The sequence below is a fragment of the Singulisphaera photorubra genome (assembly GCF_045290345.1).
Lineage (GTDB): Bacteria > Planctomycetota > Planctomycetia > Isosphaerales > Isosphaeraceae > Singulisphaera.
On the sequence record NZ_CP155447.1, the window covers coordinates 2492917 to 2508605 of the forward strand.

General features: G+C 66.1%; 9 protein-coding genes. All 9 read right to left on the bottom strand.

What is annotated here, in order from left to right; genetic code table 11:
- Nucleotides 1-109: 109 nt before the first annotated feature.
- Nucleotides 110-2149, bottom strand: coding sequence for a coiled-coil domain-containing protein (locus V5E97_RS09490; RefSeq protein ID WP_406699081.1), 2040 nt, complete (start codon nucleotides 2147-2149; stop codon nucleotides 110-112).
- Nucleotides 2136-4361 (bottom strand): hypothetical protein, encoded by a 2226-nt coding sequence (locus V5E97_RS09495; RefSeq protein ID WP_406699082.1) that lies wholly within the window; start codon nucleotides 4359-4361, stop codon nucleotides 2136-2138. Before V5E97_RS09495 ends, V5E97_RS09490 begins: the two co-directional genes overlap by 14 nt.
- 90 nt (nucleotides 4362-4451) lie before the next feature.
- Nucleotides 4452-6905 (bottom strand): VWA domain-containing protein, encoded by a 2454-nt coding sequence (locus V5E97_RS09500; protein WP_406699083.1) that lies wholly within the window; start codon nucleotides 6903-6905, stop codon nucleotides 4452-4454.
- Nucleotides 6906-6970: 65 nt separating this feature from the next.
- Complete coding sequence (locus V5E97_RS09505; RefSeq protein WP_406699084.1) at nucleotides 6971-9133, bottom strand: BatA domain-containing protein; 2163 nt, start codon at nucleotides 9131-9133, stop codon at nucleotides 6971-6973.
- 3 nt (nucleotides 9134-9136) lie between these two features.
- Nucleotides 9137-10054, bottom strand: a complete 918-nt coding sequence (locus V5E97_RS09510; protein ID WP_406699085.1) for a DUF58 domain-containing protein — start codon at nucleotides 10052-10054, stop codon at nucleotides 9137-9139.
- On the bottom strand, nucleotides 10023-11069 hold the full coding sequence (locus V5E97_RS09515) for an AAA family ATPase (RefSeq protein WP_074304416.1): 1047 nt from the start codon (nucleotides 11067-11069) through the stop codon (nucleotides 10023-10025). The genes V5E97_RS09510 and V5E97_RS09515 overlap by 32 nt, the downstream gene beginning before the upstream one ends.
- A gap of 15 nt (nucleotides 11070-11084) precedes the next feature.
- Nucleotides 11085-12194, bottom strand: a complete 1110-nt coding sequence (locus tag V5E97_RS09520) for a prenyltransferase/squalene oxidase repeat-containing protein (RefSeq protein WP_406699086.1) — start codon at nucleotides 12192-12194, stop codon at nucleotides 11085-11087.
- A complete protein-coding gene (locus V5E97_RS09525; RefSeq protein ID WP_406699087.1) occupies nucleotides 12191-13069 on the bottom strand; it encodes an SIMPL domain-containing protein in 879 nt (292 codons plus the stop codon). The genes V5E97_RS09520 and V5E97_RS09525 overlap by 4 nt, the downstream gene beginning before the upstream one ends.
- On the bottom strand, nucleotides 13062-15179 hold the full coding sequence (locus tag V5E97_RS09530; RefSeq protein WP_406699088.1) for an outer membrane protein assembly factor BamB family protein: 2118 nt from the start codon (nucleotides 15177-15179) through the stop codon (nucleotides 13062-13064). Before V5E97_RS09530 ends, V5E97_RS09525 begins: the two co-directional genes overlap by 8 nt.
- Nucleotides 15180-15689 lie beyond the last annotated feature (510 nt).

Sequence of the window (15689 nt, forward strand, 5' to 3'; positions counted from 1 at the left end):
AATTCGTGAAGTCAGGTCGAATCACATCCACACTCAGTCAGGCCCACTCGAACATCCGTTCTCGAGTGGGGCGGGCAGACCCGGCAAATATGTCGGATCCGCCGGGGCATCAAGGGTTGTCTTCGGGGTTTTCCAATCGCTCCGCGATTTTCGCGAGCGATTCGCGGATCTCATCCTGAGAGGACTCCAGGGCCTCAACTTCACGACGGAGGGCGGGCGGCAGATCCGAGGCCTCGGGCCGGGACTTATCGACCCCCACCGTATCGTCATTGAGCCGGGACTGGAGCATCCGGATCATCTTGAGCTCGGCGACGAGCCGATTCAGCTCGCGCTCGCGTTCTCGCAAGTCTGAGGGGAGCGGCGAGCCGGGGGGCGGTGGGGTCCCGGGGGGGAGACGGCGAATCGCCTGGAGCAAGCCGAGCAAGTCTTCCTCGACCCGGATTTCCAGGGCGATCGTGCGGGCGGCGACGTCCCCCGCCTTCAACCAGCCTTCGATGCTCCGCATCTCGCGGGAGAGAACGCGGAGCGTCGTGGGCAGGGCGATGCCGAACTCGGTCTCCTCGACCAGAGCGAGCAGGTGCTCGGTGCGCTCGCCCAACTCGGCCTCTTTCTTCGAGAGGCCGGAAACCGCGATCAGCGCCGTCCGCGATTTCTGGAGGACCCGTGGGGCTTGCGCCTGGGTCGTCTCGCGGATCGCGGCCTGGATCTCGTGCATCTCGGTCAGCTCGGCAACGAGTCGGGCCTGGAGCTCTTTGCGGAGCTCGACGAGCAGCTTCTCGACGGACTGCGCAAGCTCTTCACGCGATTTCGTCAGGACCTCCAACGCGGCCGACTGGTTGTCGGCCGCCGGCTCGGCCGTGGTCTTGCTCAGGCCTTCCTCGGCGGTCCGCATCGACCCGCTCGCGCGAATCAGGTCTTTCCGGAGAGCGACCCCGGCATCGCCCAGGCGGGCTGAGACCTCTGACAGCGTGTCCGTCGCGGCTCGGTTCTTGGATTGATCCACCTGGCGACGCTTGAACTCGCCCTCGGCGATCGTCTGCTTGGATTGGGTGACCTGTTCGTCGAACCGGGTGAGCTCCTGGTTGATCATGGCGAGCGCTTGCTCTTCCGCCGCGACCGCCGCGTCGATGTCGGTCCCGTCCAGGGAGCTCACCGCGTCGCCCAGGTGGGTGTCGGCCCGCCGGAGGTGGGGGGGCTGAAGGTCCGCGAACAGCGGGTCGGTGGCGAGGGCATTGGCCGCGTTCCGGATCTTGACTTCGCGTTCCTTGATCGCCGCTCGGGCCTCTTTCACGGCATCGCCATTCGGAGGCGCATTCTTGGTGTCGGCGATCACGGCCTTCTGGTCGTGGGCCAGCGTCTCGAGGTCGGGGCGACGGGCGGCGAGCCGGTCCAGTCCCTTCCGTTGCTCGATGGCGAAGCGGGACCAGCCGAGCTCGCGCCGCTCTTCCTTGACGATCCGGTCGAGCTGGCTCAATGTTTCACGCATCTGGCGGAGCCGCGCGACCTTGAGCTGGAAGTCGAGGTCTTCGGCCAGCAGCAGGTTGCGGAGGTGCTCGAGCTTCGCGACGAGTTCGCGGACCTCCGTCTCGGCCTTGCTGAGCTGGGCGTCCTTCATGAATTTATGCGTCTCGCGCATCTGGTCGAGGATCTGCTCCTCACGCGAGAATTTCAGAGCCAGGCGGAGCCGGGAGGCATTCTCCGGCTCGAGGCCGCGCAGGGCCTCGGAGAGCCGGAACATCCGTTCCTCCAACTCGGTCATCTGTGCGGCGACGTTCTCCTGGGTGAAGCCGATCGAGTCGCGTTCGGAGGCGGTCGCTTTCTTGGCTTGTTCCTTCTCCTTGGCTTTCTTCTCGTCGTCGGCCTTTTTCCTTTCGTCGGCCTTTTTCTCGTCGTCAGCCTTCTTCTTGTCGTCGGCCTTCGTCTTGACGTCAGCTTTCGATTTTTCGTCGGCTTTCGGCTTTTCGTCCGCCTTCTTCTTGTCGTCGGTCTTCTCCTCGTCGTCGAAGACCGCGGCGGCTTTGTCCTTGTCTTTGGCCGTGGCCTGAGCGAAGGCCGGACGCGGCAGGACGGTGATCGCCGTGGCGAGCAGAAGTAAGAGAGCCAGGCGGCCGGCCGTTCCTGGGCGGCGATGCGTGCTAGGGCTTTTCATCGAAAACCTCCTGCGTGCGCGACTCCCGAGCTTTCTCGGCGGCCTGGAGAACATTTTGCTGCATTTTGATGACTTCGGCCACCTGATTCACGACGTCGACAAAACTTTCCCATTGAGACATCTGATCGAGAATCGTTTTCATTCCGGTGACGACCTCTCCGTGCAGTCGGCTGGCCGACTCGGCATTGGCGCCGGCCTTGGGGGCGGTGCCTGTGAGCGACTGAAGGACGCCGCGGAGCTCGTTCACCGCGCCGGCGTTGAGGGCGCGGATCGGGTCGATCACTCCTTCCTGGAGCAGGCGGTGTGACTTCGGCGACCCGACCTGGTTCAGCTTCATTTCTTGGAGGGTGTCGGCAATCCGCCCGGCGATCAGGTCGAGTTGCCGCGACCCTGCGTTCAGGCCGCGCATGGCGGTCGCGTAGTCGTCGGGCGTCGGTGAACGGCTCAGCGACGTGGCCCTCTTTTCCGCCGCCTCGTAGAGCGTGACGAACTTCGCTCGTTCTGCCCGCTGGCGGATCAAGATCTCGTAAAAGAGTTCATCCGAAGGGACGACCTGAAACTGGAGCGCGGCGGATCGGCCCACCTGGACCCCTCGGGCGCATTTGTCTTCGGCCTCGGCCACGAATCGGAGGATCGTCCCGAGAGGGGGGGAGTCGGCCTGAAGCTCGACGTCGTGCCGGGCTTGATGATCGAGCACCGCGCGGCCACCGTCGGTGGCGAGCGGCAGTGGGACGGTCTTCTTCGTCGTTCTCGGCTCGGCCTTGTCACCGGCGCTGGTCGTGCGCTCGAGCTGCAACCGAACGAGGGAAAGCCCCAGGTCGTCGGTCGCGTTCAGCGAGAGCGGGATGGTGGCGACGGGCGTGACGTGAGCGCCGACGCCGAGGGCTCGGAGTGCGACGCGCGGCTCCCGATCCTTTAGCAGTCCGATCGAGAAGAAAGCAGGCTTCGACGTCAGGCCGGTCGCCTGGGAGGTGAGTTGCACCTCGAGCGTGATCGCCTCGCGAAGCGTCCAATGGGCGGCGAACGTCCGTGCATCGACTTGCGTGAGCTTCGGCGGCTGGCCCGGGTGAACGGTGAGACGGGCGTCGGCGATCGGCTCGCTGCCGACCAGGGTCAGCTCGACCTCGGTGTCGGGGAGGAAGACCGGGTGCTGGGCGCTTGCATCCACCAGTCGGAAGTCGTTTCCGGGCGAGCCCGGCTCTTTGACCCGCAGTTTGGTCGCCGCGAGCGAGGGCCGGTCGACGCGGTCCACCTTGACCGGGCCGAGCCAGTCGTCTCCTCCGGTCAGGTCGAACGTGGTCGACGTCGACGATGGCGGGAGCTCGTAACGGAAAACCGCGGGGCTGGTCGCGACCATGATGGCGTCTCGCACCGCCCCCTTGGCCGTCCGTTCCCGGACGCGCACCGCCTTGGGTACCTCAGGCGCTTTGGGCAGACTCCGCAGGGTCAACGGCTCACCTCGCCCTCGGACGACCCACGATCCCTTGCGGGGCTCGGCCGATGCCAGGTCGGACCGGACCTCCAACGCAAACGGCTCGTCGCGGGGAGCCAGGAGCCGGTTGCGGTCGCCCAGGCCCACCACGGTCAGATAAGTCCGCTGTGGCCAGCGCTCGGAGGACCCTTGAAGCCAGCGGGCCACGCTGAGCCGGGCCGCTTGGGGCGCGAGCACGGCAAACAGGGTGGGAACGAGGAGGGCGGCGATCAGGGCGGCGCTTCGTTTGACCGTCCGCCCTCGGTTCCAGAGCGCGGCCCAATCCGAAGCGGCCAGCGCCTCGGTCGCCTGGCGAACCGCCAGCCGGATCATCGCCGGTGAGACCGATTCCGCCGACTCCCCGAGCTGGTCGGGGAGTTGGAGCACGTCGGCCACTCGCCCCCCGGTCCCCGGCCGGAACCGGTCGAGCGTCACCGCCAGGGAGAGGTCATCGAGCCGCGCTGCTCGCCAGGCACGGAGGGCCCGGACGCAAGCCAACGGAATGACCCCGAGCAGGGTGGCCGCCAGCAGAAGGAGGCGGGCGGGCAGGCCGAGCCGGAACCACCAGTCGAGGAAGACCAGGACCGCTGCCGTCGCCACCAGGACGGCCGCCGCGTCGAGGGCGAATTCCAGGGCCATCTGGAGTTGCAACCGCCGGCGCAGGCGTGCCAGGCGCGACCGCAGAAGCGTCTGCTCCTCGCGGAGCGAACCCAGGCTCGTGTTGTCGGTCGCGGTCGTCACGGTTCGTGGTCTCGATAGAAAAATAAGAAAAAAAAGAGAGGGGCAGTCGGATCCCGTCCCCCTTGGGATCCACGCTTGATCTCAGCGAGCTCAGACCATCCGGAATATCTTGCGGAGCACCCACTCGGAGGTCAGGCCGAGCACGATCGTGGCGTAGAGCAGGGGGGCGTCCCACAGTTCTTCGCGATCTTCCAGGGTACGGGTCACTTCACGCATCGCGATCGCGTCGTCGAGCTTGCTGATCGTCGGCAGGTCGAAGACCCTCCCTTTGGTGAGTCGGGCGAGGTCCGCCAGGAGCGGCCGGTTCAGCGAAGGCTCATCGATCTCGCGCCGAGGCGGCTCGACGCGGAAGGTGGTGGTCGAGACCCGAACCGTCGATCCCTCCTCGGCTCCGGTCGCCGGGGTGATCTTCAACGAGTACGATCCTGCCTTCTCGGCCGGGAAGGTCGCGGTGAGCAGCTCGGCGTCGTCGATCGCCCGTTCGAAGTGAATCGGCTCGGCGGGCTGGTCGCCAATCTCGAGTTCGGCGGCCAGGCCGGACGCCTCGGCCACCGCGGCGGCCTCGGTAAACCGGACCCCGACCGACACTTGATCGCCGACCCGGTAGGCCGACTTGCCCAGGTGCACCTGGAACGGGAACCGACCTCCGAGCGCCTTGTTCCGGCCGACGCGATCGACCAGCCGCGCCCAGAAGCCGTCGAAGTAGTCTTCCGAGAGATAGCGCCAGCGGTACGTGCTATCAAACCCGATGAAAACCGTCCGCCCCGGGCCGTAAAGTTGCGAGGCGAGCAAGACGTGCCGCCCGTACTGGTTCTGCATTCGAGGGTCGCCGTGGCGGGCGAGGACCGTCGCCCCGGGGCGGGCCCGGGTAACGGGGAAACTCCAGTACATGCCTGGCAGGCTCGTCAGGATCGCTCGGTTGCGGATCGGGTCGGGGTTGAACTCGAAGATCGGATCGCCGCGGCCCTCGGGCGTCAGCTCCAGGAGGTAAGTCGTTTGTGTGCTCAGGCGGACTTGCGCCTCGGTCCGGAACAGGCCGGGCTCGCGGACGACGGGCAGGAGGCGGGTCCATTGCCCCCCTGCCGACTCGGCGTCGTCGGTTTCGAAGAGTTGCTGGGAGTACAGCTCGCCGGGGACGAAGATCAGGCCACCGCCCTCCTTGCCGACGAAGTTCATGATCATCTCGGGCCATTGTGTGCCGAGGGTCCGCATGTCCGGATCGACCAGGAGAAGGGCGTCGTAGCGGCCCAGTTCTTCCGCGTCGCCAGGCAGGCGCTGGATGGGCCGGTCACCGCCTTGCTTGTAGCCCGGGTCGGCGTGCTGGAGCCAGATCCCGGACTCAACGTGCTGGTCGCGCTGGAGGGCGTTGCGGAGGAACTGAAACTCCGGCGACGGCGATCCGGCGATCAAGAGGATCCGGATCTGCTGACGGACGACCCGGACCGCGGCGGTCGCGACGTTGTCCTCCTGGGTCAGCTCCGGGCCGGCATCGCCGACCCGGGCGCGGAACTCATACTGGCCGACCACCTTGGGGACGATCCGGAACGTCGTTCGCTTGAGGACTCCGTCTTCGCCCAGGGCGACCCGCTGGTCGCCTAGCGGTTCCCAGTCGTTACCGTTGACCCGTTGTTCGAGGGTCACCGTCCCCTCGGCGTCCTTGAGCCCGCGTGCCTCGATCACAACGCCCAAGGTCATCGGGTCGCGGGCAAACACAACCGGGCTGGCTTCCACTTCGGCGAGGCGGACGTTCCTTGGCCCTTCCTCGGCGCCTGCCGCGATCGGGAAGACCGGGATGCCCTGGCGGATCGCCGCTTCCACGGCCCGGAGGGGATCTTCTCCCGCGTTGGAGCGCCCGTCCGTCACCAGCACGATTCCGGCCACCGGCCGCCCTCGGTGGGACGCCAGCACGTCCCGGAGCGCGTCTCCCAGGGGGGAGACTCCACGGTTTGGCTTGAGGTCGTCAAGCTTCCGGCCCCGCGACGTACCGGCGGTTCCGCTCCGAGGCCCGGACGACTCCAGGTCATAGAGGAAAAGCTCACGACCGCGCCCGAGCTTCGCAAGGTTGGGCCGGAGCGACGCTTTGATCAGGTCGAGCCTTGGCGTCTCGCGGAGCCGGTCCATGGGCGACTTCCCGCCTTCCGACCGGAGCTGGAGCGCGGCGGCGACCTCGGCCGCCTTCGTTTCGTCGGTGTAGGGGTCGGCGAACCGCATGCTTTCCGAGTCGTCGATGATCACCGGCAAGTGCGACGGCACGGTCTCGCGGCGGATCGTGATCAGGACCGGCTCGACCAGCATGACCGCGACCGCCGTCAGGACGAGCAGGCGGAGGCCGACGAGCAGGGTGCGCCTCGACTGCGAGAGGTCGCGACGCTCGCGGCGGTAGAGCTGCCAGAGGAGGGCCGAGAGCGCCACCGCCGCCAGGAGGATCGCGAGGGCCGCGCTCCCATCCGGCAAGGCCGAGAGCTCCAGCCGGGTGCTGCCTCCGGGCGCAACCTCGCCGGGCGATCGGTCGATTCCCAGGAGCCACTTCCAGATGCTGCTCATAACCCTCCGCCTGACTGAGAGAAAGAAAGTGAGCGGGATGCCGTGGCCGTTCGTTCGCGTCGGCGTCAGCGCGATCGGCCGACCCAGGTCGCGAGGATCGGCTCCAGGATCAGAAGGCCGAGGAGCCCCCAGGCGAGCTGATGCCAGACTTCCTGGCCGGTCGCCGAGAATGCGTCGATTCCATCGCCTCGAGCCGAGGCAAACTCCAGCTTCAAGGGTTGCAACATCGTCTTGAGATCCTTCTCGCGGATCCGGGCCAGCGCACTCTCACGACGGTCCGGGTTCGCCGCGAAGAGGTCGTGCTGGGTACCGAGCGGCCCTTCGTCCCAGGTCACCCGGTAGAGCCCGGCCCGCCGCGTGTCGGGGAGGTCGATCGCCACGGCCGGCCCGAGGTCGTCTCCCTTTTGGCTGGCAAGTGGGACGGCCGACAGGCTCTGTGGTTCGCCGGAACCGGGCGGAGTCAGCTTGACGTTCGCGATTTGCTGGCTCGATCGGACGACCTTGCGCGGTCGATCGCCGGCGGAGACCGTGTTCGCCAGCGAGGTGGGCCGCGCGGTCCCGCGGACGGCCTCGCGGACGGCCAGCACGAAGCTTGGCTCGATCGGCCAGTCGTTCCCCACGCGGTCGGCCGTACTCGTCCAGAGCAAGACCCGGCCGTCGCCGACGATCCGCTCGATCACCGCGGGCGAACGGGCCACGTCGTTCCAGCGGGCGAGCACCCGGACTTTTCCCTCCTCGGCTTCTTCCGCGACCGTCATGATCTGCCGGGCCGTCACTCGCTCCAGCGCGGAGGGCCGCAGTTCCAGCAACTTCTCGATCGGTGAGGGCCGAACGGGCTCGATAAAGAGGCCGCGGATCTCCCCGTCGAGCTGGGCTTTCAGCGGAAAGGGGAGCAGCTTCTCGCCGGTTCGATAGAGCAAGTCGTTGTAGAGCCCGTGATCGAGCTTGGCCCCGGTGAAAACCATGAGCCCCATCCCCCCTCGCACGAGCCGGGCCAGTTGGCTGGCCTGATCGGCCGTGGGGGCCGTGACGTTCGCGAGCACAAGCACATCGGCGGGTTCGAATCGAGGCGAAAGGAAGTCTTCCTCCTGAACCACCTCGACGCGCCAGGCCTCGGCGTCGCCCACCCCGATCGAGAGCGGGGCGGCGAGGTAATCGACCTCGGAGCCGAATGGTTCCGACGACGGCTCGCCGTCCACCAGGCGGATCAAGAGGGAATCCTTCACCGGGATCGCGGCCCACTGCTGGTTGTCGCCGGGCAGTTCGTCCTCGGGGAGCTGGAGCGAGAGGTCGTGCGGTCCACTCCCCGGAAACCGAACCGTCAGCGGCACCTTCGCGGCCTGTCGAGGGGCGATCTCCGGCAAGGTCAGTTCGATGGGCCGGTCGTCGACCCGAAGGATCGCCTTGGCCCCGGAGATCAGACGCGGCGAGGCGTTGCGGATGAGGGCCTCCCAGCGGCTCTCCGCGCCGGCCAGGATCGTCCGGTCAAGCGGGACGAGAGACTCCAGAGCGACGTTGGCCACTTCGTCCGCGCCGACGTCGACGATGCGAACGTGAACGCCTTGTTCGTTCCAGCGGCGTGCGATCGCGGAAACGCCCGCGTCCCACCCTGCTTTTCGGAGGTCGGTGACGATCGTGAGTTGGCGGGTGGGGTACGTGCACGATTGGAGGACCCCGTCGACCCCTTCCAGCACGCCCGGCCAGGCGGTGTGCGTCTCTGTCTGGGGGAGTGAGAGCGCGTCGCCGGAGAGGGCCTCGCGGCGCGTGCCCTCGACTTCGAGAAAGACAGGGGTTCGGGGGGCGGAAGTGGCGATCAGCGTGCAGCGGTCACCGGGCCGGGTGGCGGCGAGGAGCGCGGCAGCCACGTCTCGGGCGCGGTGGAAGGCGGGCGGCCCGTCGGAGGCGTACCCCATGCTCAACGAGTCGTCGACCAGGATGACATGGCTGGTTCGTCCCCCGCCGCCGAGCCAGCGCTCGAGACCGGTCGGGTTGACCAGCGGGCGGGCGAGGAAGAAAAACAAGAGCACGGGCAGGGCGATTCGAAGCAGCAGCAAGAGCAACTGTTCGATCTGGATCCGCCGCCGGTTGCGCTGGATGGTGAGTTTCAGGTAGCGCATCGGCGCCCACTCCACCCGGCGGAACCGTCGGCGGTTCAGCAGATGGATGATGATGGGAATGACGCCCAGCAGCGTACCCCAGATCAGAAGTGGGCTCAAAAATGTGAACATGGTTCAGGCCCGCCCGCCTGTCCCGCCCGCGTCTTGCCGCGCGTGCAGGAAGGAGCTGAGTGATACGCTCAGGGGTGTGTCGGTGAAGAACCGGACGTGGTCGTAGCCGCGGGCGCCACATTCTTGGCTGACGCCGTTGAGAAATTCCTCCATCGCGCGGCGGTAGGCCAGGCGAAACGCCCCGGGCTCGGCGTACAGTTCTTCGTCCCCTTCGATGTCGCGGAAGAGGGTGGGGCCGTCGAACGGCAAGTCGGTTTCGTCGCGGTCGAGCACTTGCAAGACAAGCACCTCATGGCCTTGGAACCGCAAGCGATTGAGGCTGTCGTACACGGCCTCGAGATCCGTGAACAGGTCGGAGACGATGACGAGCAGGCCGCGGCGGCGGATCCGCCCGGCGAGCGAGCGGAGCATGCCGCCGAGTTCGGTCTTCCGGGCGGGTACGCAGTTTTCCAGCAGACTCGACATCACGGTGACTTGCGACTGGGTGGCGTTGGGGGGGAGCACCGTCCCCGCGTCCTCGTCGAACAGGACGAGGCCGACCGGGTCTTGCTGGCGGGCCAGGAGCATCGCCAGCGTGACGACCAGAGTGGCGCCATAGTCGAACTTCGAGAGGGCGGCCTGGGAGCCGCGGTAGTTCATCGACGCGCTGGCGTCGACGACGAACGTGACCCGGGCATTGCTCTCTTCTTCATATTGTTTGATGTAGTGACGATCGGACCGGGCGAACACGCGCCAGTCGAGCCGCCGGAGATCGTCTCCCGGGGTGTACTCCCGGTACGAGGCGAACTCGATGTTGAACCCGTGGAAGGGGCTGCGGTGCTGGCCGCTGATCCCCCCTTCGGCGAGCCGGCGCGACCGGAGCGTCAGGTCGGCGATCTGGGCGATCGCGTCAGGATCGGAATACATCCGCGACGGCGGCATCGGCGGCTCCCTTCCGGACCGGGATGTCTTCCAGGAGTCGCTTGATGATCGAGTCACTCGACTCGCCGGCGGCCTGCGCGTTGTAGTTGATCACGATCCGGTGGCGGAGCACCGGCCGGGCCACGGTCTGAATGTCGTCGATCGAGACGCTGGGCCGACCCGCCAACGCGGCCCTTGCCTTCGAGGCGAGGATCAACGATTGCCCCGCGCGGGGCCCTGCGCCCCAGGAAACCCAGTCGCCGACATATTTGGGGCCGCCATGCTCAGGCCCGCGGGTCGCCCGGACCAGGTCCATCGAATAGTCGATGCACTGATCCGAGACTGGCACCCGCCTGACCAGGCGTTGCAAGGTCGCGATCCGTTCGCCGGAGATCAATGGGGTGATCTCCGGCTGCTCCACGCCGGTGGTGATCCGGTAGATCCGCCGCTCTTCGTCGGGCGTGGGGTAGTTGATGAAAATTTTGAAGAGGAACCGGTCGAGTTGGGCCTCGGGGAGCGGATAGGTCCCTTCCTGTTCGATCGGGTTCTGCGTCGCCAGGACGAAGAAGGGGTCGGGGAGCGGGTGGCGGTGGCCGCCGACGGTCACTTGCCGTTCCTGCATCGCCTCGAGCAGGGCGGCCTGGGTCTTCGGGGGCGTCCGGTTGATCTCGTCCGCCAGGATCAGGTTGGCGAAGATTGGCCCGTGGACGAACCGCAATTCCCGGGCACCCGTGGTCCGGTCTTCGTAGAGGACCTCGGTGCCGGTGATGTCGCTGGGCATCAGGTCGGGCGTGAACTGGATCCGGTTGAACTCGAGGGAGAGCGACCGGGCCAGGGAGTTGACCATCAAGGTCTTGGCGAGGCCGGGCACCCCTTCGAGGATACAGTGACCGCGGGCGAAGACGGCGATCAGGAGTTGATCGACGACGTCGTCCTGGCCCACGATCTGCCGGGCGATTTGCTGGCGGATCTGTTGGTGGGCGGTGCGCAGTTCGTCCAGTTCGGCGAGGTCGAGATCCTCGGTGGCGGTACTCAAGATCGCGTCCCCTTCTCAGCGCTGGAAGACAGGTAAGTATTTGTACGGAAGTTGCAGGATGACGACGGCGATTGCGGTCCCGTAGACTTGACCGATCCCGTCGCCGTTCCACGAGCCGTCGCCCCCCTGCATGGCGATCAACTGGTCGCGGGTGGCGGGAAAGTATTGATCCCAATACTCATCGCCGGCCATGTAGAACCCTTGGGCCGCGTAGAGGTGGGAGTAAAAGGCGTGCCCTCCTCCCTTGTTCCAGCCTTCGCTGGCCCGGAACTGGCCCCAGACGTATTTCAAGCAGTCGGTCGCGATCGGGCTCTCGAACTGGCCGGCGTTGTAGAGCGTCGCCACGGCGGCCGCCGAGATGGCGAGCCGCGGTCCTCCCCCGGCGGAGAGCGAGTACTGGATTCCTCCTTCGGGCGTCCGGCACTTTTCGAGGTAGTTCGTGGCCTCATCGATCACGGCCTTGGGGACGAGGAACCCCGAGTTCTGCGCGGCCCGGAGTGCTTGCACCTGGGTGACCGTGACCGACCCTTCGTCCCCGCCGCCGGGAATATAGGTCCAGCCCCCCGCGCCGCTCTGACCCTGGCTGGTGAGCGTCACCGCCTTGCGGACGGTCTCGCCGACCTGGCGGCGGAGCGACTCCTTGGTGATCATCCCGTAGACCGACGCCAGGAACATCAAGGCGAAGCCATGCCCGTGCATCGGCTGACCGTTGTCTTGCGACGGGCCGGTGATCAGGCCGGTGGGGGTGGCGCAGCGGACGAGGTATTCGACGGCCCCTTGCAGGTTCCGCGAGTATTTGCCCCGGGTCGGCGAGTTGCCGTGGGCCAGGAAGGCGGTTCCGGCCAGGCCGGTCATGGCGACCGGGTACGCCTGGCCGCCGCCGGTGATCCACGACCCGTCGTCGGCCTGCTGGGCGGCGAGGTAGTCGAGCCCCTTGCTCACGGCCTGCAACGCTTCGGGTGTGACGTGCTTGGGGAGCACTTCTTTCTCTTGGGCCAGGAGGTAACGGACGGCGAGGGGGCCAAGCCCGAGCAACCCCGCCCCGACCAAGGGGGTCGCGCCACAACCTTGCAAGAAGGCGCGACGGGGCAGCCGCCAAGCTCCGGGTTGGTTTCGGAGACTCATGGGTTCGCGACCCTCCCGTTTTCCGCGGGCATCGGCGCTGAGTCGAAGCGGACCATCAGCACGACTTTCACCGGGATCTCCTGGAACCGCGACGACTCCAGCCGCTTTTGTTGTTGCGGCGTCTCGTCATCTTGGGAGGGGCCGTAGGAGTAGGGCGAAATCTCCCGATCACCCGGTGATGTCGCCACGCGGACCCCGGCCACCGGTCCCAGCTTGAGGCGGCTCAGCTTCGCCAGGCGTTGCGCCCGTGCCTCGGCGTCGGCGATCGCCTTGCCGTAGGCCTCCTCTTCCAATTTCTCGTAGTCGTCGAGGATGAAGCGGACGAGCCCGTTGGATTGATTGTAGCGGCCGTAATAATAGGCGGCGTAAGGATCCTGAGTGGCGCCGACCTTCCCCCCCGCGTCCTGGGCGACATCGAGCAACTTGGCGACGAGTTGCAACAGGGCTTCCTCGTCTAGCTTGCGAATGTCAGAACATTTAACGATAAGTTTTCGGGTGAGTTGGACTTCCGTCTTGGCCTTGCGGCTGGGCTGGGAGTCGAAGAAGTAAGGGCTCATCTGGGCCCCCTTCTGGTCGACGTTCAAGCCCCGTTCCTCCACGGTGACGTTGTCGAGTTTGAGGGCAACGAACGCGTCCTGAAGCCGTCGCTTGGCGTCTCGGTACTTGACGATCGCGTCGGCGGTCAGTTCCGAGGAGGCCGAGACCTCGAGGTCGATCTCCAGGCGGTTTGGCTTGGCCGAGGCCGTCCCTTTGCCGGTGACGGCGAACCCCTGAAGGTTTCCCTCCGATTGGGGGAAGTACTGAGCCCAGGCCGGGCGCGACGCCCCGGTGAGGGCCAGCGCCACGACGATGACCGCGATGCTCGACCTAGTCATCCGATATCCTCGTCTTGGGGGTCGCCGGACCCGCGTCGACACCACCGTCGGCCACGGCCGCGGTCGTCGCGATGGGGTAGGCCGAGATGGTGCGGTTGGTGACCGCCAGAAGTAATGGTCCGTTCAAGTACAGATCGCCCCCGTCCGATCCGGTGTCGTCCCCCCGGAAGATCCGCCGGACTTGGCCCGACTTGGGGTCGATCTCGAAGATACCGCGGGGGGTGAGCTGCCAGAGCCCTCCCGGTCGGACCAGGACATGTCCTTCCGCGCTGCCGCCGGGTACGCGCGTTGCCCATAAGAGCTTACGGGTTTGCAGGTCCAACGCGCTGAGCTCGGGACCGCCGAGGAAAAGGGCCTGGTCGTCGACCCCCACGATCCGCGCTGACTTGGCGATCGGCCGGTCCCAGAGCACCTTCATCTGGTCCGGATCCAGGGCGTAGATATGCTCTGACTTCGCCCCTTTGGCGAACAAGGCCTCGCCCGACCGGAGCGGCGTGCCGCTGGCGGTCGTCGGCTCGGTCTCCATCATCCGGTAGAAGAACCGGCTCGAGGAGTCGGGCGGGTCTGTCTTGTAGCCGTAGCCCCAGTCCAGGTCGCCCGATTCGGCGTCGAGCCGCGCGAGGACGCCGACGTGCGTGTCGACATAGACCGCCCCGGCTTGCTGGAACAGCCTGGGCTGGGGCGTCGTGTCGCTCATTCCGTAATAAGAGTACCGTTGCTCTTGCCGAGACACGCCGATCTCTGTCTTCCAGAGTTGCTTGCCGTCGTTGGCCTTGATCGCCAAGACATACTGATGAGCCTGGCCCTGTTGCTGATTCATCGGGGTTTTGGCTACGACCAGGAGTGTGCCGCCAGCGAGGATCGGTGTGCCGACCAGGTCGACCTGGGCGTACTCAGGCAGGTCCGTCGACTGCCAGACCACGTCTCCCCCGTCCGTCCGCCGACAGACCAGGCGGAAGGGGGCCATCTGGTTCGGATCCTTCAGGTCCCGGGTCAGGGTCCAGATATGGCTTTTCGAGGCCACGATCGTGAAGCGAGCCGGGTTGATCATTCGGGCCTGATCTTGCGCGGCCGGGATATCCAGGTTGTGGAACGAGGCGGACCGCCAGACCAGCTTGCCGGTCTTGAGGTCGAGCGCGAAGATGTACCCCAGGTAGTTGGCGTAGAGCCTCGACCCTTCGACCGCCACGGCCGGGACCGCGCCGCTCAGCGGGTTCGCACGCCATTGGGTCTGTTCGGCGGGCGTCATGCCGGCGATCACCGACTCACTGAAGCGCATTTGCCAGGCGGCCGGGACCGTTCGGGTGAGGTCGGGCCCCGGCTCCGCGCTTCCGGCCGACCCCGAGGAGCCGGCCTCTTTGGCCGTTCGGATCTCCGAATTCTCCTTACCCAGGTAGCGGGTCAGATGCTCGGCGGCCGGCGCGGTTTGGCCGCCGATCGTGACCTTCTCCCCGGCGTAACGATCGGCCAGGTCGCCCCGGAGCGCGACGATCTCCGCCTGTCGCCCCGCGCGGGAGAGTGCCAGGGCCGCCTTGACCGCGATCAGGGCAGGGGAGAGGTCGGTGTCTGGGCGTTCGCGGAGCACCGCCAGCCAGCAGTCGGCCGCCCGGTCAAACCGTCCCATCTCGAAGTAGAGGTCGCCCAGGCGATCGGCCGCGTTGTCGCCGACGTTCGTCGGAAAGTAGGCGGAGTAGATCCGTTCCAGAGTCTTCAGTTCCGCCGGCCCCTCAGCCTCTTCGAACAGCTTCTTCGCCTCGTCGTCGTAAAAGAGGCGATACGCCACCTGGCCCTCGGGCGAGAGTTCGCCCAGCACTTCGCGTCGCTTGCGGGCGACCGGAATGATAAAGCCTTTCTGGCCGTCGACGAAGCGGAGCGCCTGGGCGTCTGGGATCGTGTAGAGCGACTTCAATGCCCGCTCCCACGCCCCCCGCCTGCGGAACCGTTCGTAATCATCGAACGCTTCCTTCACCTCGCTCGAAGCCGGCGGCATCTGGAGCGGACGATCCGGTCGGTCGTTCGTGACCTTGTCGGCTTCGTCCTCCTTGGCCTGTCCGAGCACGAGTGCCGGTAGCCATAAGAGTGTCATGATCGTAAGACGTACGACTTTCATGTCACCCCATTGCGCTAGTGCTTGTTGCCCAATCGGTTCTTGACACGTCGATCGTCGGAGTCGACGGATCAAAGTGCCACCGCTGGCCAACCTGATTCACCTTGGCCACGATCAGATGTTTTTGATCGACTTTTTGGAATTCGTCTTACTTTCGTCGAAGGTTGGTGTCAATTGCAAGTGAATTCCTTAAGAAGTCTCAAAGCACCACTCGAACTGAGCTTCGAGGATCCATTCCCCGGGCCATTTTCGGACGGGTTCGACCCCACCTAACTTCTTGAATTGAAAGCGGAAGCGACTCCTGGGGACGCTGCCTTGGACCGTTCACGATCGACGGCTTTCAAGGACGATTGATTCGCAGAGAACCGGATCCGAAGCGGGTCTTGCTGCCATGCGTTTGTGATGCGTTCGGACGGTTTTTGGGATCGGTTGCGTTTCCTAAGTCTTAGGGCCTGTGGGCGCCCCGCCCGGATCTGGGGTGTGTCTTGAAGGCTCTAACTCAAGGCATTCGAA